This window comes from Cribrihabitans pelagius (assembly GCF_048820915.1).
Lineage (GTDB): Bacteria > Pseudomonadota > Alphaproteobacteria > Rhodobacterales > Rhodobacteraceae > Cribrihabitans_A > Cribrihabitans_A pelagius.
The window spans coordinates 1-23,805 of the sequence record NZ_JBMERR010000011.1 but is presented as its reverse complement, the minus strand read 5'-3'; the positions used below and the strand labels follow the sequence as shown (position 1 = coordinate 23,805).

Sequence of the window (23,805 nt, the reverse complement as noted above, 5' to 3'; positions counted from 1 at the left end):
CATGACCACTTTCCCCAGCACCCCCAGTTTCAGCCTGAAGGGCAAGCGCGCGCTCGTGGCGGGCGCCTCCTCCGGCATCGGCATGGCCTCTGCCGTGGCACTGGCGGAGCATGGGGCCGAGGTCACCCTTGCAGCGCGCCGCACCGAGGCGCTGGAGGAGGTCGCGGCGGAGATGACCGCCCGCGGCTGGGCGGCGAAGGTGCTGCAACTGGATGTCGGCGACGTGGCGGCCACGGCGGAAGCAGTGGAGGCAGCCGGCCCCTTCGACATTCTCGTCAACTCCGCCGGAACCGCCCGCCACGGCAAGGCGGTGGATACCGCACCGGAGGATTTCGACGCGGTGATGGGCGTCAATGTCCGCGGCGCCTATTTCCTGACCCAGGCCGTGGCCAAGGGCCTGCTGGAGGCCGGCCGCCCCGGCTCGCTGATCAATATCTCGAGCCAGATGGGCCACGTCGGCGGCCGCGAGCGCGCGGTCTACTGCGCGTCCAAATTCGCGGTCGAGGGCTTCACCAAGGCGATGGCGCTGGAGTTCGGGCCTGCAAAGATCCGCATCAACACGGTCTGCCCGACCTTCATCCTGACCGACCTGACCCGCCCCACCTTTGACGATCCGGAAAAGCGCGCCTGGGTGCTGGACAAGATCAAGCTCGGCCGTCCGGGCGCGGTCGAGGATATCATGGGCGCGGTGGTCTACCTGGCCTCGGACGCCTCGGCGCTGGTCACCGGCACCGCGATGCTGGTGGATGGCGGATGGACGGCAGACTGATGGGCGCGAGCAAGGTCACATCGCTGGACGTCGCCCGCCGCGCAGGCGTCAGCCAGTCGGCGGTCAGCCGGGTGTTCACGCCCGGCGCCTCGGCCTCGAAGAAGACCATCGAGAAGGTGCGCAAGGCGGCCGAGGAGCTGGGCTACCGGCCGAACGTGCTCGCCCGGGCAGTTGTGTCCGGCAAGAGCGGCATCATCGGGCTGGTGGTCGCCTATCTGAACAATCAGTTCTATCCCGAGGCCATCGAAAAACTGACCAACGCCCTGCAGGAGCGCGGCTACCACGTGCTGGTCTTCCTGGCGTCGCACGCTGCGGGCAACATCGACCGCGTGGTCGAGGAGATCCTGGATTTCCAGGTCGACGGCATCATCGCGGCCTCGGTGGCGCTGTCCTCGGACCTGTCGGCCCGCTGCCAGGCGGCAGGGGTGCCGATGGTGCTGTTCAACCGCGCCCAGGACGATCCGTCGATGTCGGCGGTGACCTCCGACAACATTGCGGGCGGGCGCAAGGCGGCGGAGTTCCTGCTCGCGGGCGGCCACAAGAAGATCGCCTATATCGCCGGCTGGGAAGGCGCCTCGACCCAGCGCGACCGCGAGGCCGGGTTCGTCGCGGGTCTGCAGGCGGCCGGGGCCGCGCTGCATGCGCGCGAGGTGGGCAACTTCGTCACCGAACAGACCCGGGAAGCCACCCGCCGCATGTTCGCCAGCGACCCGCCCGATGCGGTCTTTGTGGCCAATGACCACATGGCGATCTCGGTGATGGACACGCTGCGCTTCGAGCTGGGTCTCAGCGTGCCGGGCGATGTTTCGGTGATCGGCTACGACGATGTGACCGCCGCCGCCTGGCCCACCTACAACCTCACCACCGTGCGCCAGCCCGCCAACCGCATGGTGGCCGAAACCGTCGATATCATCCTGCGCAAGATCGAGGACGCCGAAGCGCGCCCGCGCCGGGTCGAGATCGACAGCCCCCTTATCGTCCGCGGCTCGGCCCGCATACCTGAAGGATGGAACACATGAAGGGTTTTGACCCCAAGTTCAAAGACTTCCCCGACTACATCATTGGCATCACCAAGGAGATCTGGGAAGATCGCGGCATTGCCACGCTGCATGACTACTACGCGCCGGATATTGTCGTGCGCTCGCCCGCCTCGGTGGTCACGGGCAACGAGGGGGTGATTGCCGCCACCATGGCGACCCTCGCCGAGTTCCCCGACCGCACCCTCCTGGGCGAGGACGTGATCTGGTCCGGCACCCCGGAGGAAGGGATGCTGTCCTCGCACCGGCTGTTGTCCACCGCGACGCACCTGGGCGACGGTGTCTATGGCAAGGCAACCGGCAAGAAGCTCACCTACCGCATCCTCGCCGACTGCCACGCGATCAACAACCAGATCAACGACGAATGGCTGATCCGCGACCAGGGCGCGATCGTGCGGCAGATGGGCTGGGACCCCAAGGATTACGCCCGCGACCTGATCGCGCGCGAGGGCGGTCCCGAGGCCTGCGTGCAGCCTTACACCCCGGCCAACGAACAGCCCGGCCCCTACAAGGGCACCGGCAACGACAATGAATGGGGCCAGAAATACGCTGATATCCTGACCCGGATCATGAACGCAGACATGCGCGTGATCGAAGGCGAATACGACCGGGCGGTGCAGTCGGAATACCCCGGCGGCACCACCGGCCACAGCTGGGGGCCGGTAGACCGGTTCTGGATGGGACTGCGCGCCTCCTTCCCCAATGCGGAATTCAAGATCAGCCACCAGATCGGCCGCGACGACCCATTGATGCCGCCGCGCGCCGCGCTGCGCTGGACGCTGCATGGCAAGCACGACGGCTGGGGCGTCTTCGGCAAGCCGACCGGCGCCGAGGTCTTTGTGCTGGGCGCCAGCCACGCCGAGTTCGGCCCCTGGGGCCTGCGCCGCGAATACACGCTGTTCGACGAAACCTCGGTCTGGAAACAGATCCTGCTGCAGACGGGCGATCTCTGAATGACGCCCGGTGCCTCTCCTCTGGACGCCAGCGAGGCGGCGCGGCGGGTTCACGCCCACCGTGCCAGCCTGCGCGCCCGGCGGCTGAACAACCGCCCGCCCGGCGGCGCGGGTTGAACCCGCCATTTCAACAGCAGACCTCGAGAGGACACCAGACATGAGCACCATTCAATCCCGCATCGTTCGCTACGGCGAGCTGAAACCCTGCAAGACCGCCTTCATCGACGCCCACACGCCGGGCTCCGACCAGAAGGAAAACTTCACCATCATCGGCGGCGGCGTCAGCGAAAGCCCCGACCAGCACGTGCACATCACCGACCAGATCGGCTTCAACATCGGCGCGGCGGGCCAGCCGCCGAAATGCCGCAACAGCTTGCACAGCCACACCACGGCTGAAGTGTTCTTTGTGCTGAAGGGGCGCTGGCGCTTCTTCTGGGGCCGCCACGGCGACGCCGGTGAATTCATCGCCGAGGAGGGCGACATCTTCAACATCCCCACCGGCATCTTCCGCGGTTTCGAGAACGTCGGCACCGACTACGGCATGATCATGGCGGTGCTCGGCGGCGACGATGCCGGCGGCGGGGTGACCTGGGCGCCGCAGGTGATCGAGGAGGCCAGCGCGCACGGGCTGGTGCTGGGCGAAAACGGCGTGCTTTACGACAGCAAGAAGGGGCAAAGCCTGCCTGACGGCATCAAGCCGATGCCGGTGCTGAGCGAAGAGGAGCTGAAGGCCTACCCGGAGGTGCCGGTCGAAAACGTGGTGCGCGATTACGTGGCGCGCTACTGGGACCTGATGGCGCTGGCCGGCAAGAAACCCGCCAAGGTGATCGGCGAAGATGCCCTGCTGAAGGACAAGCCCGGCTTCGAGGTCGAGTTCCTCACCCGCGGATCGGTCCCGGCCGCGCCGGAAGCGCGCGGCGAGGCGACCGTGCTGATGCCGGTGCGCGGCCATTGGCACCTGCGTGCGGACGGTCTGGACACCATACTCAACCCCGGCGACACCGCCCTTCTGCTGCCGGGCGAGGCGCATGGCATCGAGCCGTCGATGACCGGTGAGGCAAGCCTCTACCGCATCACCGCCACCGGCGACCCGGCCGGCGCCACCTGGGTTGGCTGACGGCAGGGCAGGCTGAAACAGGGAGCCGGCAAAAGGCGCATCGAGCCCCTTTTGCCGGCGCCCGCCCCTGCCAGGCCGGGGGCGCCCGGGGCCACCGGCGCCGCGCGCACGGCGGGCGAAAGAGAAAACCGCAACGGGAAGAGGACCGCTATGACGAAAATTGCGACAACCCATGTGGGCAGCCTGCCGCGCACGCAGGAGGTGGTGGATTTCATCTTTGCCCGCGAGCACGGGGAACCCTTCGATCAGGCGGAATTCGACGCTTGCATGAGTGCCGCCGTCCTTGAAACCGTGCGCAAGCAGGTTGATGCCGGGGTGGACATCGTGAGCGACGGGGAGACCTCCAAGATCTCCTATGCCACCTACGTGAAGGACCGCTACACCGGCTTTTCCGGCGATTCCCCGCGCAACGCGCCTGCCGATCTCAAGATGTTCCCCGGCTTCCTGAAACGCCTCGCCGCGAGCGGCGGCACGCCGCATTACGCGCGCCCGATGTGCACCGGGGAGGTGAAGTCCAAGGGCCAGGGCGAGCTGGAGAAGGATATCGCCAACCTCAAGGCGGCGATGGCCGTGCATGGCGCGGCGCGCGGGTTCATGAACGCCGCCTCGCCGGGCGTCATCTCGCTGTTCCTGCAGAACGATTTCTACAAGACCCGCGAGGCCTACCTGGCCGCGCTGGCCGACGCGATGAAGGCGGAATATGAGACCATAGTCGCCTCGGGGCTCGATCTGCAGCTGGACTGCCCCGACCTCGCGCTGTCGCGGCACATGCTGTTCAGCGATCTTTCCGACGCGGAGTTCGTGAAGATCGCGGGCCTGCATGTGGAGGCAATGAACCACGCGCTGCAGGATGTGCCGGCTGAAAAGGTGCGGGTCCACATCTGCTGGGGCAATTACGAAGGCCCGCATTGCTGCGACATCGGCATGGACAAGGTGTTCCCTGCCCTGATGGCCACCAAGTCGCGCTGCGTGCTGTTCGAGACCGCGAACCCGCGCCACGGCCATGAATGGACCGTGTTCCGCGACCGGAAAGCGGAGATCCCGGAGGACAAGGTGCTGGTGCCCGGCGTGGTCGACACCACCACCAACTTTGTCGAGCACCCGGAGCTGGTCGCGCAGCGGATCACCCGGTTCACCGGTATCGTGGGGGCGGAACGGGTGATCGCGGGCAGCGATTGCGGCTTTGGCACCTTTGCAGGCTTTGGCGCAGTGGACCCCGATATCGCCTACGCCAAGCTGGCAGCCCTGGCCGAAGGGGCGGCGCTGGCCGGATGACACCGCTTGTTCTCCTGCCCGGAATGATGTGCGATGCGCGGCTGTTCGCCCCGCAGATCGCGGCGCTGTCCCGCACCGTGCCGATCATCACCGCGCCGATTGGCGGGCATGACACAATGGCGGCGCTTGCGGCCGAGGTACTCGCTTACGCGCCGCCGCGCTTTGCCGTCGCCGGGCTTTCGATGGGCGGCATCCTCGCGATGGAGATCCTGCGCCACGCGCCGGAACGCATCGCGGGGCTTGCGCTGCTGGACACCAACCCGCTGGCCGAGACGGAAGAGGTCAAGACCCGGCGCGGGCCGCAGATCGAGGCGGTGCGCACAGGCGGGCTGCGCAAGGTCATGGCCGAGGAGATGAAGCCGAATTATCTGACCCGCGGCCCGGGCCGGGAGGCGATCCTCGATCTCTGCATGGAGATGGCCCTGGGCCTGGGACCGGATGTTTTCGCGAACCAGTCCAAAGCCTTGCGGGACCGCATCGACCAGACCGGCACGCTGCGCGCCTACCGGGGCCCGGCGCTGGTGCTCTGCGGGCGGGAGGATGTTCTGTGCTCCGTCTCCCGCCACGAGCTGATGCACGGGCTGATGCCGCAAAGCCGCCTGGAAATCGTTGAGAACGCGGGCCACCTGCCCACCCTGGAACAACCCCAAAAAACCACGGCGGCACTGAACCGCTGGCTGGAGACGATATGAAACCATCGCTGCTGGACCTGCTGAAACGGGTCGATACCCCCACCGTCTGCAACGCCATCGAAGTGGCCCAGGGAAAGCGCGGCTTCGATGCCTTCACCCGCGGCACCATGCTGTGCTCGGACCCCTCTGCCGGGGCCATGGCGGGCTACGCCCGCACCGCGAAGATCGCAGCCGTGGCCCCGCCCGAGGAGCCGCCCGAGGTGATCCGCAAGCGCCGGATGGACTATTACCGCCACATGGCGAGCGGCAGCGGGCCCGCGGTCACCGTGGTCGAGGACCTGGATTTCCCCCATTGCATCGGCGCCTATTGGGGCGAGATCAACACCACCGTGCACAAGGGCTTTGGCATCAGCGGCGCGCTGACCAATGGCGTGATGCGCGACCTCGGCGATCTGCCGGAGGGGTTCCCGGTGGTGGCCGGCTCCATCGGCCCCAGCCACGGCTTCGTGCACGTGCGGGAGGTTGGCACCCCGGTGAGCATCTTCGGGCTGACGGTCAACGACGGCGACCTGGTGCATGCCGACCGCCACGGCGCGCTGGTGATCCCGCCGGAGGTGACCGGGGACCTGGAACAGGCGATCCGCAAGCTGCTCGACACGGAAAGGCTGATCCTGGAGCCGGCCCGCCAGCCCGGCTTTGACTTCGACGCCTTCGAGAAGGCCTGGCAGGCGTTCGAAGCGGCGCGGACCTGAGCACCGGCGCAGCCGCCCCGCCGCGTCAGGCGGTTGCGGCGAACAGCTCGCGGCCGATCAGCATGCGGCGGATCTCCGAAGTGCCGCCGCCGATTTCGAACAGCTTGGCATCGCGCAGCAGGCGGCCGGCCGGGAAGTCGTTGATGTAGCCGTTGCCGCCCAGCAGCTGGATCGCGTCGAGCGCAACCCTGGTCGCGGCCTCGGAGGCAAACAGGATACAGGCCGCCGCATCCTGCCGCGTCACCCGGCCCCGGTCGGCGGCGGCGGCCACCGTGTAGGCGTAGCAGCGCGCGGCGTTCATGCTGGTGTACATATCGGCGATCTTGGCCTGCACCAGCTGGAACTCTCCGATTGGGCGGCCGAACTGCTCGCGCTCATGGACATAGGCCAGCGCGATACTGATGGCGCTGCGCATGATGCCAATCGGGCCGCTGGAGAGGAGCGTGCGCTCGTAGTCGAGCCCCCGCATCAGCACCCGGGCGCCCTGGTTCAGCCCGCCGAGGATGTTTTCCGCCGGCACCTCGCAATCCTCGAACACCAGCTCGCCGGTGTCCGAGCCGCGCATCCCCAGCTTGTCGAGCTTGGGCGAAACGGAAAACCCCTTGAACCCCTTCTCGACGATGAAAGCGGTGATGCCGCGCGGGCCCGCATCGGGACCGGTCCTGGCATAGACCACCAGCGTATCCGCCACCGGGCCGTTGGTGATCCACATCTTGGTGCCGTTCAGCACGTAGGCATCGCCCCGGCGCCCGGCGCGGAGCTGCATCGACATCACGTCCGACCCGGCCCCGGCCTCCGACATCGCCAGCGCGCCGATATGGGCACCGCTGCACAGCTTCGGCAGGTACCGCGCCTTCTGCGCCTGCGAGCCGTTCAGCGCGATCTGGTTGACACAGAGGTTCGAGTGCGCGCCATAAGACAGCCCCACCGCGGCCGATCCGCGCGAGATTTCCTCGCACGCCACCACATGGGCGAGATAGCCGAGGCCGGAGCCGCCGTATTCTTCGGACGCGGTGATGCCGAGCAAACCCAGTTCGCCAAGCGCGGGCCACAGATCGGCAGGGAAGGTGTTGGTGCGGTCGATCTCCTCCGCCCGCGGGGCCAGGTTGGCGTCCACCCAGCGGGCGACGGTGCGGCGGATCTCCTCGACCTCCTCGGGCAGGCCGAAGGAGAGCTCTTCGAAACCGGTGTTCTGCATGTGTTGTGCCCCTTTTTTTGCGGTGCGCGGCCCCGCCGCTGCGCTCAGGCGTCTGTTTCCTCGATCTCGATCAGCACCTCGCCCGCCGCGGCCTGCTGGCCCGCCCGGGCGCGCACGCCGGTGACGGTGCCGTCGAAGGGCGCGGTGAGCTGGTGCTGCATCTTCATTGCCTCCAGCACCGCGAGGGTGCCGCCCCTGGAGACGGTCTGGCCTTCGCGCACCAGCACCTGCTGCACCAGGCCGGGCATCGGCGCGGTGATGCGGCCGCCTGCGCCCGCATCCTCCTGCGCGCCCGGCTGCTTGCGCTGGAAGCTCAGGCGGCGGGCGCCGAGTGCCAGCTCCGCCCGCTCACCGTCCAGCCAGACGGTGCAATCGACGGTGGCCCCGCCGACTTTCGCGCGGACCCGGTTTCCGTCCCGGCCCGTCAGCTCCACCCTGAGGGTGTCCCCCTCAACGTTCACCTCCCAGACGTCCCCGATGCAGCGCATCTGCAGGACATGCTCGCGGCCCTCGTGAATCAGTGCGGTCCCCGCAGGCGGCATCGGTGCTGAGGCCCACCCGAGCAGGCCGCGCGACAGATACCCGGCCGCCGCAAAGGCGCGCTGCTGGTCGCGCTGGCCCAGCACCGCCGCCGCAAGCGCCAGATCCGCCGGGGAGAGCGCGGCCTCTGCCCAGCCTTCCGGATAGGCCTGGTCCAGCAGCGCCGTCGTCGCCGCGCCCGCAACGAAACCGGGCAGATCCAGAACGTCCGCGAGAAAGGCGCTGTTGGTCTTCACGCCCAATAGCACCGTCTCCCGGACCGCCCGCAGCGCCCGCGCCCGCGCCACCTCGCGGGTGCCGCCATGTGCGATGATCTTGGCCAGCATGGGGTCGTAGAACGGCGGCACCTCCTGCCCCGCGGCGATCCCGGCATCGACCCGCACGCCCGGCCCGCCGGCGGGCTGCCACACCCCGATGCGGCCGGTGGACGGCAGGTAATCCTGCGCCGGGTCCTCGGCATAGAGCCGGACCTCGATGGCATGGCCGTCAAAGCGCACGTCCTCCTGGCGCAGCGGCAGGGGCGCGCCGCCGGCCACCGCGAGTTGCAGCGCCACCAGGTCCAGGCCGGTGATCATTTCGGTCACCGGATGCTCCACCTGCAGGCGGGTGTTCATCTCCAGGAAATAGAAGGCGCCGCCGGCGTCGAGCAGGAATTCCACCGTTCCGGCGCCGCGGTAGCCGGCCGCGCGGGCGGCATCAACCGCCGCCTGGCCCATGCGGGCGCGCAGCTCCGGCGTCATCACCGGGCAGGGCGCCTCCTCGACCACCTTCTGATGGCGGCGCTGCACCGAGCAGTCGCGCTCGCCCAGGTGGATCACATTGCCATGGGCATCGGCAAAGACCTGCACTTCCACATGGCGCGGGGCGGTGAGGGCTTTCTCCAGGATCAGCTCGCCCGAGCCAAAGGCGGTCTCCGCCTCCGCGCGGGCCTCGGCGATGGCATCGGCGAGCTGCGCGCCGCGCGCCACCAGGCGCATGCCCCGGCCGCCGCCGCCGGCCGCGGCCTTGATCATCACCGGCAGACCGATCTCCCGCGCCCTGTCGGCGAGCCCGGCATCGGACTGGTCCGCGCCTTCGCAGCCGGGCACGCAGGGCACCCCCGCCGCTATCATCAGCCGCTTGGCCTCCGCCTTGTTGCCCATCGCCGCGATCGCATCGGCGGGGGGGCCGACAAAGACCAGCCCCGCGGCCTCCACTGCCCGGGCGAAGGCAGCGTTTTCCGACAGGAAGCCGTAGCCCGGATGGATCGCTTCCGCCCCCGTGGCGCGCGCGGCCTCCAGCACCCTCTTCGCGCAGCGGTAGCTTTTGGCGGCCGGGCCGGGGCCGATCAGCACCGCCTCGTCGGCCAGCTGGACATGCGGCGCGCCGGCATCGGCCTCGGAGTAGACCGCGATGGCGCGCAGCCCCTGCGCCTTTGCGGTGCGGATGACGCGGCAGGCGATCTCGCCGCGGTTGGCAATCAGAACCGAGCTCAGGGGCATGGCCTGCTCCCCTGCCCGGGCGGCTGCGGGTTTGGCGTCAGTTCATTCATCGCTGCGTCCTCCTCAGAACCGGCTGACGCCGTAGGAATTGGGGTTCAGGCGGCGGGCGCGCGCCTCGCGGCAGGTTTCCAGGCAGAAGCCCAGAACCTTGCGGGTGTCGCGCGGGTCGATGATGCCGTGGTCAAGGCACCGTCCCGAGGTGTAGACGGCGCTGTGCTGGCGGTCGAAATGCGCTTTCAGGGCCGCGCTTTGTTTGGCCAGCCGCTCTTCGTCCACCTCTGCGCCCTGGCGCCGGGCGGCGGCGCGCGCGACCATGTCCATCGTGCCCGCCGCCTGCCCGCCGCCCATCACGCCGGTGACCGCGTTGGGCCAGGCAAACAGGAAATCGGGCTCGTAGGGAAAGCCGCTCATGCCGTAATTGCCGGCCCCGAAGCTGGCCCCGATATATAGCGTGATGCGCGGCACATCGACGTTGGTCACCGCCTGGATCATCTTGGAGCCGTGCTTGATCATGCCGGACTGCTCATACTCCGTCCCGACCATGAAACCGGTGGTATTGCTGAGGAAAATCAGCGGCGTGCCCGCCTGCCCGCAGAGCTGGATGAACTGCGCGGCCTTGCTGGCCCCGGCCGGGTCGATCGGGCCGTTGTTGCCGATCAGCCCCACCGGCATGCCGTGCAGATGCGCCTTCATGCAGACGGTTGCAGGCCCGTAGCCCGGCTTGAAATCGCTGAGCCGCGAGCCGTCCACGATGCGGGCGGCGACCTCGTGCACGTCATAAGGCGTGCGGTAGTCGAGCGGCACCACCCCGGCGAGATCCTCGGGCGGCAGGAGCGGTTCGCCGAAGCCCGCGCGGGTGTCCGGCGGCAGGCTGCCGTTCCAGCCCAGATCGCGCACCACGCCGCGCGCCAGATGGATCGCGTGGGCGTCGTCCCCGGCGAGGTATTCCACCAGGCCGGAAACGCCCGCGTGCATCTCCGCGCCGCCCAATTCGCGCTCGTCGGCCTGCTCGCCGGTGGCCGCGGCCACCAGTGCAGCGCCCGCCAGCGCCGCCAGCCCATTTTTCTTCACCCCGATCACATAGTCGGACATGCCCGGCATATAGGCGCCGCCCGCGGTCGAGGGCCCGTGCAGCACCGCGATGGTGGGCAGGCCCGCAGCACTCAGCCTGGCGAGGTTGCGGAACACCCGGCCGCCATAGGCCCATTGCTCCACCTTGTAGTCCATCAGGTTGGCGCCCGCGCTTTCGACCAGGTGGATCACCGGCAGCTTCTGCCGCAGCGCCAGCTCCTGCGCGCTGAGGATGACGTCGGCGGTCATCGGCCCCAGGGCACCGGCCTTGATGCCGCTGTCGTCGACCCAGACCAGGCAGCGCACGCCCTCGACATAGCCAATGCCGATGATCGTGGAGGAGCCGGGCACCGATGTCTCAGGGTCAGACGTGTCCACAAGGTAGCCCGCCATCGCGTGCAGCTGCAGGAACGGCAGACCGGGGTCCAGCAGCTGCGCGAGGCGCTCGCGCGGGGTGAGCTGGCCGCGGCCGTGCATCCGCGCGCGGCGTTTTTCGGACAAAGCCACCGGCCGCGCCTCCAGCGCGCGCAATTCGGTGATCTTGCCGAGCATCTCCTTGCGGTTCTTCCGGAACGCGGGGCTTTCGGGGTTGATTTGACTGGCGAAGGCCATCAGCCCGCCCTCCGTTTGGTGTTGGAAACAAGACCGGCCGGAATGGCCACCGGCAGGGCCAGCAGCCGCTGGGCAAAGCCCTTGCCCTGGCTGTCGTTGCGCAGGCTGGCGATGCCGCCGCCGCCCAGGGCGTTGTGCATCAGCAGGTTCATCGCGGCGATTCCCGGCAGATAGAAGCGCTCCACCGGCCCTTCGGCCAGCCCCTCGAACTGCGCCGCCACCGCCTCGGGCGTCAGCGCGGCCCAGATCCAGGGCAGGTACGCGGGCAGGCGGGCCATCACGCCGATATTGGCGGCATCGCCCTTGTCCCCCGAACGCGCAACCGCGAGATCCTCCAGCGGGACCGTGACCATGGTGTGCCCGGCGCTTGCAACATCGGGCGGCACCGGCGCCGGGGGGCGGATGTCCGGGCCTGCCACGCATTCCGGCTCATAAGCCACCGGCGCGCCATCGAGCGTCACCGTGACTTCGGCCAGGTCCGCCTCCGCCAGGCAGGAAAACAGCGCCACCACCGGCGAAGGCTTGGGGCGCCCTGCCCCGGTGAAAAAATGCAGCCCCGGCGGGGCCGCCAGCGCGGCGCCGGTCAGCTCCTTCAGGAACAGCCCCACCGCGCGGGCGTCCTGATGCCGGACGGCGGCGGTGACGGCCACCTCCTCGTAAGCCCCCTGCCCCGGGCGGCCGCCGAAGCATTCGATGCTCACCTTGTCAAAGCCCGGGGCGTTCATCGCTGCAAGCTTTGCCCCCACCCGTTCGAGCACTGCCTGCGCGTAAGCCTCGCCCTTGGCGCGCGCGCCCCGGCCGTTGAAGTACAGCACCTGCCCTGCGCGGTAGCCGTCCTGCCAGGTGGCGGAGACCTTGAGTCTGCCGCTCGGCGCCCGGCCCCTGGCGCCGGAGACCTCCACCCGGCCCGGTCCCGCTTCGCGCAGGCTCACACCGGAGAAATCGCAGATCACGTCGGGCAGCAGATAGGCCTGCGGATCGCCGATCTCGTAAAGCAGCTGCTCGCCCACGGTTTCCCGCGTGACCAGCCCGCCGGTGCCCTCGAGTTTTTCCAGGGTGAAGACACCGTCAGGGCGCATTTCGGCAATCGGATAGCCGATCACGGCCAGGCCCGGCACCGTCTCCCAATCGGTGAAGTTGCCGCCGGTGGCCTGCGGCCCGCATTCCAGCAGGTGCCCGGCGAGCGATCCGGCGGCCATCAGGTCAAACTCCTCCGCCTGCCAGCCGAAGGCGTGCATGCAGGCCGCAAGCGTCAGCGCGCTGTCGGCGCAGCGGCCGGTGATCACGATATCCGCGCCCGCCTGCAAGGCCGCCGCAACCGGCCCGGCGCCCAGGTAGGCGTTGACCGACAGCACCTTGTCCCGTTCGGGAAAGGCGGCGCCGGTGAACATCTCCGGCGCCTCTGCCACCGTTTCGATCCGGCCGCGCAGGTCATCGCCCTCCACCACCGCGACCTTCAGGGAGAGGCCCTGCGCCGCGATCTCAGCCCTCAGGGCTTCGGCGCAGGCCCGCGGATTCATCCCGCCCGCATTGCTGAGCACCCGGACACCGCGCCGGGCGATTGCGGCCAGGTTCGGCGCCATCGCGCCGCGGACGAAATCCGCCGCATAGCCCATCGCCGGATCCCGGGCCCGCGCCCGCGCCATAATCGAGAGCGTGATTTCGGCCAGGTAATCGTAGACCAGCACATCCAGTGCCGGGCCGGTCAGAAGCTGCGCGGTGGCATCCGGCGCCTCGCCCCAGAAACCGCAGGCGCCGCCGATCCGCAGGGTGTTCCGCGTCATGCCGTGCTCCCCTTCTCCGGTGCTTCAGAAATAAAAACCGTTTGGTCGGTATTTTTCGTGTTGAAGCAGGCCCGGTCAATTGCCACTCTTGCGTGACGCCGCGTCCCAAAGCTCCCAGCCCAGCATGACCGATCCGAAATCGCCTTCGCAAGCCGAACCCACCAGACACGCGCAGCGCTCGGCCGCGATGCGGGTCCGCATCTGCGAGGCCGCGGTGCGCTGCCTTGACGCGCATGGCTACGCCGAAACCACGCTGGCGCGGATCCAGGCCGAGGCGGCGGTGTCGCGCGGGGCGCTGATGTATCATTTCACCGACCGGCACGACATCATCGCGGCAGCCGCGGCGCGGCTGCTCGGCCAGTCGCTGCGCCCGATCGAGGCGCGCAAGGCCGCGGTCCGGCCGATACCCGCCCGCGCGCTGATGCAGGAGATCTGGGACCGGGTGGTGAACACCGCGGGCGGACGCGCGATGCTGGAGATCCTCATCGCCTGCCGCACCGATGCCGCGCTGAACCGGCGTCTGGCGCCGCAGCTGCGCGCGTGGGACCGCGCCAGCCTCGCCTCGATTACCGGGCTTTACGCGGGTGCAGGGCAGGCATCCGACGATGCCGAGGTGCTTTGGAGCATCGCCCGTTCCTTCGTGCGCGGGCTGATCATCCACGAGCAGTTCGTCAGCTCGCCCGAGTATCTGCACCGCATGCTGATGCGCTTTGCCGATCTGATCGACGCGCAGTTGCAACCGCGCTGATCCCGGCCCGGCAGCGGACCAGCGCGCCGGAGGCATCCGCGCAGGGCAAGCGCCTGCCCCCTGCCCTACCGTCTCTGCGCATCCCGGATCAGCGCCAGCAGCCGGTAGAAACCATGCGCCATCTTGGTGAACGGCGTGAGCAGGAAGAAGGTCAGCACGGCGCCGAGGTGAACCGCCAGCAGCCCGGGCATCAGGGGCGAGGTGCCAAGCGCATAGAGCACCAGCCCGGACAGCGCCACGAAGCCCAGGAGCAGGATGAAGGCGATGGAGCCGCCAAAGGCGGGCTCGTCATCCAGCGTCCGGTCGGAGCGGAGTTTCAGCACCGCCATCCAGCCGCAGCCCGCGGTCAGCAGGATGCCGCCCGGCACGCCCAAAAGCTTCGGCAGCGACCACAGCGGATAAGGCGCGGGCATGCCGAAGCCATAGTGCAGCAGCGTTCCGGCGGCGGTAGCGGCAAAGCACATGAGGAACCCGTACATCACCGCCTGATGCGCATGGCGGCGGGCCTGGCTGAAGCGGTCCTCATCCTCGAAGTTGCAGCCCTCGCCATGCCCCGCGGCAAGGTCCTTCATCCTGGCGGCTTTGCCGAAAGCCTGCTTCAGGTGCCTAGGCCGGATGCGTTCCCCGTCCACCGCGCGCCAGTAGCGCACCATGCCCACACCGAGGCTCCCCAGCGGCAGCACGAAGGCGGGCAGGAAGATCGCCGCCATCGCGTTGTGCGGCAAGGCGCCGTAGAACCCCTCGCCATTGCCGCCAAGCGCCCGCAGCGCCCAGAAGATCACCGCAAACCCCAGCGCCAGGGCCAGCGCGATGGCGCCGCCATGGGTGTGGAAACGGCGCGCCAGCGGCTGCGGCCAGGCATAGGCTTCCCAGCTGCCGCGGCGGACCCCGGCCAGCGCCCTGGGCAGGTTCAGCTCGAACGCATGGGGGGCGGTGTACTGGCAGGCGTAGTAGCAGCCGCGGCAGTTGTGGCAAAGATTGGCGAGCTGGGTGATATCCCCATCCGAGAAGGCGCGGCCCGCGTGCATCGCCGGGAACACCGAACAATAGCCCTCGCAATAGCGGCAGGCGTTGCAGATTTCGGCCTGGCGGCGGGCTTCCTGAATAAGATCAAAGGTTTGCATGGGCTGCGGCCTCCCGTCCTGCGATGCGTCCAAAGACGGTTCCAATGGTCATGCCGAAACCGGCGAGATAGCCCTGCCCGAGGATCGAGCCCGCCATGGTTTCCCCTGCGGCCCACAGGTTGCGGACCGGCCCGTCGGCGGTGCGGCACTGGGCGGTCTCGCCGGCCTTGAGCCCGAGGTAGGTGAAGGTCACCCCGGTGCGCAGCGAATAGCCATAAAACGGCGGTTCGGTGATCGGCCTGGCCCAGTTGGTCTTCGGCGGCGTGAGGCCAGTGGTGGCAACGCCGTCCAGCCCGCCCGGGTGGAAAGCCGAGGTATCGCCGCAGGCGGCGTTGAAGGCGCCGGCGGTCGCGCAAAGCTTTTCCGCCGGCAGGCCCATCATGCCGGCCAGCTCTTCCAGCGTGTCAGCTTTCAGCGGCGGGAAAACCGAGGGCATGAACAGGTCCAGCGACTTCGCGTCGATGATGACATAGCCCACCTGATCCGGCTGCGCCGCCACCAGCCGGCCCCAGATCGCGTAGCGCTTGGGCCAGACGTCCTCGCCCTCGTCATAGAAGCGCTCGCCGTGTTTGTTCACCACGATGGAGAACGGCACGCAGTCCAGCCGGGTGACGATGCCGCCGTCGTATTCCGGCGCGCGCCCGTCGATGGCCACCGCGTGGCACTGATCGGCGTCGCCGATGCTCTCGACGCCCTGCGCCAGCAGGTCCGCCAGCACCACGCCGCGGTTGTAGGGCGTGCCGCGGATCAGGAAGTTGCGCGCGGCCGGCCCCCAGGCGCGGGTCAGCCAGCCGATATCCGCCTGAAACCCGCCCGAAGCCACGACAACGCTCTTCGGGCGCATCGAGTGCCGCACGCCCCCGCGGGTGTAGTCGACCCGGGTGATCCGGTCCCCCTCCAGCTCCAGATGGGTGACCGCCGCCTCGTAGAGCACATCGGCCCCCAGCTTCTCTGCGGTGCGGTAATAGGCGTTCACCAGACTCTTGCCGCCGCCCATGAAGAACGCGTTGGTGCGCGCCAGCGACAGCGTGCCGGAGAGCGAAGGCTGAAACCGCACCCCGCGCTCCTGCATCCAGGGCAGGCATTCCTCGCTGGTGCGGATGGCCAGACGCGCCAGATGCGCGTCGGTCTTGCCGCCGGTGACCTTCATCAGGTCGGCAAAATACTCCTCCTCGCCGTAGTCTTCGGCCAGCGGCCCCAGCGGGCCGCTGTGCATGCAGCGGAAGTTGCGGGTGTGGCGCGAATTGCCGCCGCGGTAGGCCTTGGGGGCGGTTTCCAGAATGACGACGCGGGCGCCGGCTTCGGCGGCAGTCATCGCGGCACAAAGCGCGGCGTTGCCGCCTCCGATCACGGCGATATCATAGGGTTCGGTCATGGCGGTCCTCTTGGCTGGGACCGTCGTAGCCAGCCGCATTTAATTTGACCAATACCAGTTTTTTCGCGATTATTGCGCGATGCGCATCAATTACGATTTCGGCGATCTCGAAGCCTTCCTCGCGGTCAAGGAAACCGGCAGCTTCCATGCCGCGGCGGCGGTGCTGAACCTGTCGCAGCCGGCGGTCACCCGGCGGGTGGCGAAGCTGGAGCAGGCGCTGGACACCCGGCTGTTCGAGCGCACGACGCGGGCGGTGAAGCCGACGCTTGCCGCCAAGCGCCTGCAAGCGCGGGCCGAGGCGATCCTGGAGGATGCCCGCGAAACCACCCGCGCCATGCGGGACGAAAGCGTGGCCTTTGCTCACCAGCGCGGCGCGATCGTGACAATCGCCGTGGTCCCCACGCTGCTGTCGCGGCTGGTGATCCCCGCCATCACCCGGTTCCGCGCCGCCGGGCACAGCGCGCGGCTGCGCCTGCTGGACGAGTCAACCAACGGCGTGGCCGAGGCCGTGGCGGGGGGCGAAGCCGATTTCGGCCTGTGCCCGCTGCCGGCGCTGGAACCCGGCACCGGGTTCGAACCGCTGTTCGACGACCGCATCATGGCGGCCCTGCCCAAGGGGCATCCGCTGGCAGGCCGGGCGGGCCTCACCCCGGCGGAGCTTGCAGAGACGCCGCTGATTCTGCCCGCCCGCGGCACCGGCAACCGGGTGCTGATCGACGAATCCCTCGCCCGCGCGCGCATCCCGCTGATCTGGACAATGGAAACCGGCCGCAGCGCGACGGCGCTGGAGCTGGTCATCCAAGGCGCAGGCGCGGCGCTCCTGCCCGAGGCGGTGCTGAGCTCGCCAATGGCCGGCGCCGTGACGGCCAGCACGCTGGAGGGTCTGGACATCGCCCGCCCCGTCGGCCTGCTGACCCGCGCGGGCCAGTCGGCAACCGCGGCGGCTGAGGCCCTGAAAGCGGAAATCCGCAACGCGGCCTGAGCCCCGGCGTCCGGCGCCCCGGCTGGGCGCCGCCTGACTCGGAAAGGCCCGGATTGCCGCCCCTGGCCGGGCAGCCGCAGGCACCGCGGCGCAGATGATTCCGCATGAAGCCCCGGACCCATGCCGCGCGCCCCAAGCCGCGCGCCCGCCGGGTCCGGCGCAGTAAAACCGTTCCATGCCAGCATCTTAAGCCGCTTCTAGTGGCTATCCCCCTGCCCGCCCCCCAGATCTGGAGGTTTCCCGCAGGGCATTGAAAACAAGGAATCTGTTGCAATGAGCGGCGCTTCTTGCTTAAAGAAACGATAAATAAGGCGCTGACGCAAAACAGCGTTACTATCGAGAGGGCAGCAGGTGGCAGGATCACTCCACATCAACCAGCGGATTCGCGAGAATGCGGAAAACCTCAGCGCGGCGCTCGAAAGCCACATGCTGCAGAGTTTCGCACCGGATGCAAGGAAGGAACTGCGCCTGTTCAGCGCCGGTGAGGCGGCGGAGATGCTGGGGATTTCCGCCAGTTTCCTGCGCAAGCTGCATTTCGACGGCAAGCTGCCCGAGGTGCACACCACCCCCGGCGGCCGCCGCCACTATTCCGCCGCCGATCTTCTGGAGATGCGCAAGATCCTCGATGCCGCGGCCAAGACGCCCGGCACCTACCTGCGCGGCCGCCGCGAGGGCGACAAGGTGCAGGTGCTGTCCTTCCTGAACTTCAAGGGCGGCTCGGGCAAGACCACCTCGTCGATCCACACCGCCCAGCGGCTGGCGCTCAAGGGCTACCGGGTGCTGACGGTGGACATCGACCCGCAGGCCTCGCTCACCACCCTCTTCGGCTACCGGCCGGAGGTGGATTTCCTCGAAACCGGCACGATCTACGACGCGATCCGCTACGAAGACCCCCTGCCCCTGCGGCAGATCATCCAAGCGACCTATTTCGCCAATCTCGACCTCGCGCCCGGCGGGCTGATCCTGCAGGAGTTCGAGCACGAGACCCCGCAGGCGCTGATCAACAACGTGCAGCCCGCCTTCTTTGCCCGCATGGCCGCGGCGCTGCAGGAGGTGGAGGCCGATTACGACGTCATCATCTTCGACTGCCCGCCGCAGCTTGGCTATCTGACCATGTCGGCGCTCTGCGCCTCGACGGGCGTGATCATCACCGTGGTGCCGAACATGCTCGACATCGCCTCGATGTCACAGTTTTTGCAGATGAGCGCCGAGCTTCTGGACGTGGTGTCCAACGCGGGCGCCTCGCTGGAGTTCGATTTCCTGCGCTTCCTGATCAACCGCTACGAGCCCAACGACGGCCCGCAGCAGCAGGTGGTGGCCTTCCTGCGCCAGCTCTTCGGCGAGGAGGTGATGGTGGGCTCGATGCTGAAATCCACCGCGATTTCCGACGCCGGGCTCACCCAGCAGACGGTCTACGAGGTCGAAAGATCCCAGTTTCACAGGTCAACCTATGACCGCGCGGTCGATTCACTCAATCAGGTGAACGACGAAATAGAGTCGCTTCTTCAACAGGCGTGGAGGCGTTGATGGCACGCAAAGGCATCCTCAGCACAGCACTCAGCAAGCCCGCGGCGGCAGCCCCGGGGCCAAAGCCCAAGATGATGCCGCGCGGGGCGGTCGGGGCGCTGCAATCCTCGCTCAGCCGCTTGCAGGAAAGTGCTGTGCAGGAAATCGACACCGCGCTGATCGACGATGCGGGCTACGAGGACCGGCTCGGCATCGACAGTCTCGCGCAGAACCAGCTGATGGAGAGCCTGCGGACCTACGGCCAGCAGGTGCCGGTGCTTCTGCGGCCGCACCCCAAGGCGCCGGGGCGTTATGAAATCGTCTACGGCCGCCGCCGCCTCAAGGCCCTGCGCGAGCTCGGCCTGCCGGTGAAGGCGATGGTGCGCCAGCTCGACGACCACGCGCTGGTGATGGCGCAGGGGCAGGAAAACACCTCGCGCCAGGACCTGACCTTCATCGAGAAGGCCTCCTTCGCGGCGCAGCTGCAGCACGACGGCTACGACCGGCAGACAATTGCCGCCGCGCTGTCGATGGATCTGCCGATGGTGTCGCGGATGCTGAAGGTGGGCAACGCCTTCGAGCTGGATTTCCTGCGCCAAATCGGCTCCGCCCCCGGCATCGGGCGCGAACGCTGGATCAAGCTGGCCGAGGCGCTGCAGGATCAGGCCGCCCGCGCCCGGGCGGTGAACTACATGCGCACGCCCGGATTTCTGGAGCATGATTCCGATGGCCGCTTCGAGGCGGTGCTGAAACGCGCGCTGAACACGCCCGCCGAGCCGAAGCCCGCCCCTGCCCCATCCGCGGCGCGCCCGCTGCAGGGCACAAACGGCGCCGCCATCGCGGGCATCAAGAGCACCGCACGGGGCATCACGCTGACCATTCCGGCCAAGGGCACGGCAGGCTTCGACGCCTGGTTCGACGCCCATGCCGAAGAGATTTTGAGAGAGCTTCACGGCCGCTGGCAGCAAGACCAGCCCGGGCAGCCGGAAGACTGAAGGCAGGAAACCGCAACAGACAGGAGGCACGGGCAGCAGATAAAAGAAAAGCCCCCCAGGACATACATCCCAGAAGGCCGTTCTCAGATTTAGCACCTTTGGAATAGCCTCTCCCGAATGCACCTGTCAACTCCATGCGCCGCATGGGGCGGGTAATTCTTTGTCTGCCGTGACATTAGCATGGAACAGGCGTCCCAAATGCAGTTTGGGCGGATGGATCAGTGCGGCCGGATGGCAGAGACCCACGACAAGTGGGCCCTGCTGGACGCGCTGACTCATGCCGCGCCGGACTTTGAGTTGAACCACCGCACCTTGGCCGTGCTGAAGGCGCTGATGACCTTCCTGCCCGCGCGCGGGATTGCCGCGCAGCCGGGCAGCGCCATTGTGTTCCCCTCCAACCGCAAGCTGTCGGAGCGGCTGAACGGGATGCCCGAAAGCACCCTGCGCCGCCATCTGGCGCAGCTAGCGCGGGTCGGGATTGTCAGCCGCAGGAACAGCCCCAACCGCAAGCGCTATGCCCGCCGTGCCGGGGATGGCAGCCAGCTCGCTTTCGGCTTCGACCTCGCCCCCCTCGCCTGCCACGCGGCGCAGGTTTTTGACACCGCCGAGGCCGCCAAGGCACGCCAGGCGCGTCTGGCACTGCTGCGCGACGAGGTGGCCCTCGCCTGCCAGCAACTGTCCGCGTGCGCGCCCGCGGACGCAGATGAGCTTCAGGACCTGCTCGAGGCCACCCGCCTGCTCCTGCGCCGCAAGCCCTGCGAAGACGCGCTGACCGGCGCCGCCCGCAGGCTGAAGGCGGAGCTCGCCGGGCTGTCACCCGCGGACCCCGCCCCTGCCCCGCGCTTCGCCGCAGAAGAAATGAGCGCCAGCGGCGGCCGGAATGAGCGGCACATACAGGATTCAAATAAACCTGATTCTGACTCTGAATGCGCGTCACCGGAAACAGCTGCTGTTGTGCGGGACGCTGCAGAGAAACCCTCCGTCCGCACGCCCGCGGCCGCGGCGGCAGCCGGTGGCGGCGCCAGCGGCAGACCGGAGAAGCCAACCGGTAATCTGGCCCGGGTTCTGAAGGCCTGCCAGGAGTTCCGGTCCTTCTTCCCGGAGCCGGTGCAAAGCTGGCAGGACGCCGACAGGGTGGCCGAGAAGGTCTCGCCGATGATGGGCATCGACTTGCCGGTGCTGAGCGATGCACGGGCGGCCATGGGGCGGCAGGCGGCCGCGGCGGCGGTGCTGTGCATCCTCGAACGCATGGACACGATCCGCAGTCCCGGCGCTTACCTGCGGCGGCTGGCGCAGAAAGCCCGGGCCGGCCAGTTCTCGATAACACCCATGCTGAGCGCGCTGGTGAAAGGGCAGGGGGCCAGGCTGGAGGGCGCTCAGGCGGTCTGACAATGGATAATTGTCAGCTGACAATCATCCATCCCAGCCAGTGTTTCCATCCGCTTCCCTAGGCCTGCCGGAAGGGCGGAATCCCGGAACCGGAAGCCTCCACCCCGGGGCCGGTGCGGCGCGATTGTCAGCTGACAATTCCCCCAAAGCCTGGGCTGGCCGAAATGGCCCGGCCGTGAAGCCGCCAGCTTGCGCAATGGGCCGCACAGCTGCCGCCCAGGTTCAGCCATTGCCGCGGTCTGCACGCGGGTTTCCGTCACCATCGCAGTCTCCGGGCAAGGACCGTACGGCGCAACCCTGGCACCGGCGCTGCGAAGAAAGGCGCAGGTGCCGAAGTTCTCGTGATGAAGGCGGCCTGCAGAAGCCGGGCGAGCCTATCCGGCTTGGCCTCAAGGCGCGCATTGCAGCGGGTCCTGCCTGGTGCTCGCGACAGGTTCGTCCGGCGCCGGGGCAACGGCCTGGGCCTCCGAAGGGGCAAACGCGCGGGACACCCGGCGTCACACAGCCTGCCTGCTCTCTGCTGCGGGCCGCGTGTTCATCTGCGGCAATTGATGGGGACCGCCAGTGCAACCAATCGGGGGCTCAGCCCGGGCAGGGGGGTGATCGCTCATCTGTTCCGGCCTTCCGGCGCTTCTGCCGCCTGCAGAAACTGCCGCTGCCCGGGCGCTTCCTGCCCACGCAGGCGGGGGGCGGCGCAAACTGTGCTCCGGAACCACAGAGCCGCTTCCCAAACAGCCTGGCGCAGGATAGGCTCAGCGCCAGCAAGTACATTACTTCTGGATAAATATGCCGACCCGCAAGAAAGCCGCGATGACTTATCTGCCGCCCGAGCGCCATGCCCGGCTGGCCGCTGCGGCGGCGGCCAAGGGGCAGACCGTTTCGGCATTTCTGGGGCAGCTGATAGATACCGTTCTCGCAGGGGAGGAGAGCCCGGCAGAGCCTTCGCGCCCGTTCCCGCGGGCCCGCCGCGCGGGCAAGGTCACCGTCCGCCTCGCGCCGGAGGTGCGGGACAGGCTGGCGGAGGAAGCGGCCCGCGCCGGGCTGGCGCCGTCCACCTGGGCCGCCGGCCATTTGACGGCGCGGCTGTGCGAGCCGCCGCAGCCGGCGCTGCGTGACGCCGCCCCGGAACGGCTGCCGTTCCAGCCCGGCCCGGATAAAGACGAGCTTCCGGATTGAGCGGCGTCAACAGCACTTCCGGGAGCCGGGATGACTGAGGACCGCCGCGGGCGCGGGAGGTGCCTGAGGCAAGCACTGGCTCTCTATCAGGCTGGTGGGAGCGGGCGGCAGGCGGCACCGGCACAGACGCCGGAAACCGGGCGTCCGCGGCGGCACGGAGCCGCGTGCGGCGGGGCAGGGGGGGGCGGAACGGACAAGCCGCGCCGGAATTGCTGGATCTGAGCGGATTGCAACTCAGGCGGGCGGGTGCGGCATTGGCCGGGATCGGGACATTCCGCGCCACCATCCGCGAAGGACCCTTCCGGAACCGGAACGCGGGTGCGGCGCTCTCTTCAAAGCGGCCGCTTGAAGGAGCAGGGCTTCCCTGGGGGCTTGGCCCAAGGCGGTTGCTGCGGCGGCCCCGGGCCGGTGCCGGGACCGTTGTTGCAGCCGTTCAGACCTTTGATGCGGTTTGCAGGGCGATGGCCCGGATCGCGGCTGCGTAGCCTTCCACGCCAAGTCCGGCGATGACCCCAGTGGCCACGCCGGAGACGCAGGAGTGGTGCCGGAAGGCCTCCCGCCCGTGAACATTGGAGATGTGCACTTCCATGATGGTAAAATCGCATGCCGCCAGCGCATCCCGGATGGCAACGGAAATGTGCGTGCAGGCGGCCGGGTTGATCAGGATCCCGGCGGCTTCGGTGCGGGCTTCGTGGATGAGATCGACCAGCGCGCCTTCGTGGTTGCTTTGGTGAAAGCGGATGTCCAGCCCGGCTTTCAGACCGGTCCCGGTGCAGAGGCGCTTCACGTCCTCCAGCGTCTCGCGCCCGTGGATTTCCGGCTGGCGCGTGCCCAACAGATTGAGATTGGGGCCGTTCAGCACATAGACGACAGGCTGGCTCATGAGGGGTCCGTTGCATTAACCGTCGAGATGTCAGAAACATCGCTGCCCCAAGCTGAGGAGTGAGCGATGTCCCGGCGCAATCCGTCCAAGCGGCACCGGTTCCCGCGCCAGATCATCCTGCTGGCGGTGCGCTGGTCCTGCCGCTAGCCGCTTTCGTGCCGGGACGTGCGAGATACGCGTGCTGAGCGGGCGCGGCTGTTGATGCCTCGGCCGTTCACCGCCGGGTGCGAAAGTTTGGTCCCGGAATCCGGAAGCGGGCCCAAGCCCGGCACCGCGCCTGGCGCGGGCTGCAATGGCGTGTCGATGAGACCTGCGTTCGCGCGGGCGGGCGCTGGCGTTGCCTTTGGAGGGCCGTGGACCCGTTCGGCCAGCTGATCGATTTCCGCCTGACGGCGCGGCGGGATGC

The 23,805-nt window shown here is 68.4% G+C and carries 21 protein-coding genes; 14 read left to right on the top strand and 7 right to left on the bottom strand.

Annotated features, from left to right (window positions below):
- Position 1 precedes the first annotated feature (1 nt).
- From ACOHX0_RS11230 to ACOHX0_RS11200, 7 genes are all read left to right on the top strand, one after another.
- The gene (locus tag ACOHX0_RS11230) at positions 2 to 769 is read left to right on the top strand and encodes an SDR family NAD(P)-dependent oxidoreductase (RefSeq protein ID WP_420676785.1); all 768 of its coding nucleotides are present in this window, start codon (positions 2 to 4) and stop codon (positions 767 to 769) included.
- On the top strand, positions 769 to 1,788 hold the full coding sequence (locus tag ACOHX0_RS11225) for a LacI family DNA-binding transcriptional regulator (protein ID WP_420676947.1): 1,020 nt from the start codon (positions 769 to 771) through the stop codon (positions 1,786 to 1,788). Before ACOHX0_RS11230 ends, ACOHX0_RS11225 begins: the two co-directional genes overlap by 1 nt.
- Positions 1,785 to 2,759, top strand: coding sequence for a nuclear transport factor 2 family protein (locus ACOHX0_RS11220; protein WP_420676783.1), 975 nt, complete (start codon positions 1,785 to 1,787; stop codon positions 2,757 to 2,759). The genes ACOHX0_RS11225 and ACOHX0_RS11220 overlap by 4 nt, the downstream gene beginning before the upstream one ends.
- A 157-nt stretch (positions 2,760 to 2,916) precedes the next feature.
- Positions 2,917 to 3,876, top strand: a complete 960-nt coding sequence (locus ACOHX0_RS11215) for a cupin domain-containing protein (protein WP_420676781.1) — start codon at positions 2,917 to 2,919, stop codon at positions 3,874 to 3,876.
- Between the two features lie 150 nt (positions 3,877 to 4,026).
- Entirely contained in the window at positions 4,027 to 5,151 is a 1,125-nt protein-coding gene (locus tag ACOHX0_RS11210) for a cobalamin-independent methionine synthase II family protein (RefSeq protein ID WP_420676779.1), read from the top strand.
- Positions 5,148 to 5,843: an alpha/beta fold hydrolase gene (locus ACOHX0_RS11205; protein ID WP_420676777.1), complete on the top strand. Its 696-nt coding sequence runs from the start codon at positions 5,148 to 5,150 to the stop codon at positions 5,841 to 5,843. The genes ACOHX0_RS11210 and ACOHX0_RS11205 overlap by 4 nt, the downstream gene beginning before the upstream one ends.
- Positions 5,840 to 6,535: an RraA family protein gene (locus tag ACOHX0_RS11200; RefSeq protein WP_420676775.1), complete on the top strand. Its 696-nt coding sequence runs from the start codon at positions 5,840 to 5,842 to the stop codon at positions 6,533 to 6,535. The genes ACOHX0_RS11205 and ACOHX0_RS11200 overlap by 4 nt, the downstream gene beginning before the upstream one ends.
- A 25-nt stretch (positions 6,536 to 6,560) precedes the next feature.
- Here ACOHX0_RS11200 and ACOHX0_RS11195 read toward each other — a convergent pair whose 3' ends face one another.
- The 4 genes from ACOHX0_RS11195 to ACOHX0_RS11180 form a co-directional block, all read right to left on the bottom strand.
- Positions 6,561 to 7,733: an isovaleryl-CoA dehydrogenase gene (locus tag ACOHX0_RS11195; RefSeq protein ID WP_420676774.1), complete on the bottom strand. Its 1,173-nt coding sequence runs from the start codon at positions 7,731 to 7,733 to the stop codon at positions 6,561 to 6,563.
- Between the two features lie 44 nt (positions 7,734 to 7,777).
- Complete coding sequence (locus ACOHX0_RS11190) at positions 7,778 to 9,754, bottom strand: acetyl-CoA carboxylase biotin carboxylase subunit (RefSeq protein ID WP_420676773.1); 1,977 nt, start codon at positions 9,752 to 9,754, stop codon at positions 7,778 to 7,780.
- 63 nt (positions 9,755 to 9,817) lie between these two features.
- On the bottom strand, positions 9,818 to 11,437 hold the full coding sequence (locus tag ACOHX0_RS11185) for an acyl-CoA carboxylase subunit beta (RefSeq protein WP_420676772.1): 1,620 nt from the start codon (positions 11,435 to 11,437) through the stop codon (positions 9,818 to 9,820).
- Entirely contained in the window at positions 11,437 to 13,221 is a 1,785-nt protein-coding gene (locus ACOHX0_RS11180; RefSeq protein ID WP_420676770.1) for an acyclic terpene utilization AtuA family protein, read from the bottom strand. Before ACOHX0_RS11180 ends, ACOHX0_RS11185 begins: the two co-directional genes overlap by 1 nt.
- A 124-nt stretch (positions 13,222 to 13,345) precedes the next feature.
- Between ACOHX0_RS11180 and ACOHX0_RS11175 the strand changes: the two genes are divergently transcribed.
- A complete protein-coding gene (locus ACOHX0_RS11175; RefSeq protein ID WP_420676769.1) occupies positions 13,346 to 13,969 on the top strand; it encodes a TetR family transcriptional regulator in 624 nt (207 codons plus the stop codon).
- Positions 13,970 to 14,034: 65 nt separating this feature from the next.
- Here ACOHX0_RS11175 and tcuB read toward each other — a convergent pair whose 3' ends face one another.
- Positions 14,035 to 15,093 (bottom strand): tricarballylate utilization 4Fe-4S protein TcuB, encoded by a 1,059-nt coding sequence (tcuB, locus tag ACOHX0_RS11170; RefSeq protein ID WP_420676767.1) that lies wholly within the window; start codon positions 15,091 to 15,093, stop codon positions 14,035 to 14,037.
- A complete protein-coding gene (tcuA, locus tag ACOHX0_RS11165; RefSeq protein WP_420676766.1) occupies positions 15,080 to 16,468 on the bottom strand; it encodes an FAD-dependent tricarballylate dehydrogenase TcuA in 1,389 nt (462 codons plus the stop codon). Before tcuA ends, tcuB begins: the two co-directional genes overlap by 14 nt.
- Before the next feature lie 79 nt (positions 16,469 to 16,547).
- Here tcuA and ACOHX0_RS11160 point away from each other — a divergent pair, with 79 nt between their 5' ends.
- The 5 genes from ACOHX0_RS11160 to ACOHX0_RS11140 all read left to right on the top strand — a co-directional run bounded on the left by ACOHX0_RS11160 (position 16,548) and on the right by ACOHX0_RS11140 (position 22,516).
- Complete coding sequence (locus tag ACOHX0_RS11160; RefSeq protein WP_420676765.1) at positions 16,548 to 17,450, top strand: LysR family transcriptional regulator; 903 nt, start codon at positions 16,548 to 16,550, stop codon at positions 17,448 to 17,450.
- Positions 17,451 to 17,801: 351 nt separating this feature from the next.
- Positions 17,802 to 18,977 carry a plasmid partitioning protein RepA gene (gene repA, locus ACOHX0_RS11155; RefSeq protein ID WP_420676764.1) on the top strand — a complete coding sequence of 392 codons (1,176 nt, stop codon included), beginning with the start codon at positions 17,802 to 17,804 and terminating at the stop codon, positions 18,975 to 18,977.
- On the top strand, positions 18,977 to 19,951 hold the full coding sequence (repB, locus tag ACOHX0_RS11150) for a plasmid partitioning protein RepB (protein WP_420676763.1): 975 nt from the start codon (positions 18,977 to 18,979) through the stop codon (positions 19,949 to 19,951). The genes repA and repB overlap by 1 nt, the downstream gene beginning before the upstream one ends.
- 231 nt (positions 19,952 to 20,182) lie before the next feature.
- Positions 20,183 to 21,340 carry a plasmid replication protein RepC gene (repC, locus tag ACOHX0_RS11145; RefSeq protein WP_420676762.1) on the top strand — a complete coding sequence of 386 codons (1,158 nt, stop codon included), beginning with the start codon at positions 20,183 to 20,185 and terminating at the stop codon, positions 21,338 to 21,340.
- Between the two features lie 810 nt (positions 21,341 to 22,150).
- Positions 22,151 to 22,516 (top strand): hypothetical protein, encoded by a 366-nt coding sequence (locus ACOHX0_RS11140; RefSeq protein WP_420676761.1) that lies wholly within the window; start codon positions 22,151 to 22,153, stop codon positions 22,514 to 22,516.
- A gap of 433 nt (positions 22,517 to 22,949) precedes the next feature.
- On the opposite strand, the gene aroQ is transcribed toward ACOHX0_RS11140, so the two are convergent.
- Positions 22,950 to 23,399 (bottom strand): type II 3-dehydroquinate dehydratase, encoded by a 450-nt coding sequence (aroQ, locus tag ACOHX0_RS11135; protein ID WP_420676760.1) that lies wholly within the window; start codon positions 23,397 to 23,399, stop codon positions 22,950 to 22,952.
- Positions 23,400 to 23,623: 224 nt separating this feature from the next.
- On the opposite strand from aroQ, the gene ACOHX0_RS11130 reads away from it, so the two are divergent.
- The coding region (locus tag ACOHX0_RS11130) for a DDE-type integrase/transposase/recombinase (RefSeq protein WP_420676759.1) at positions 23,624 to 23,805 on the top strand (182 nt) is incomplete at its 3' end.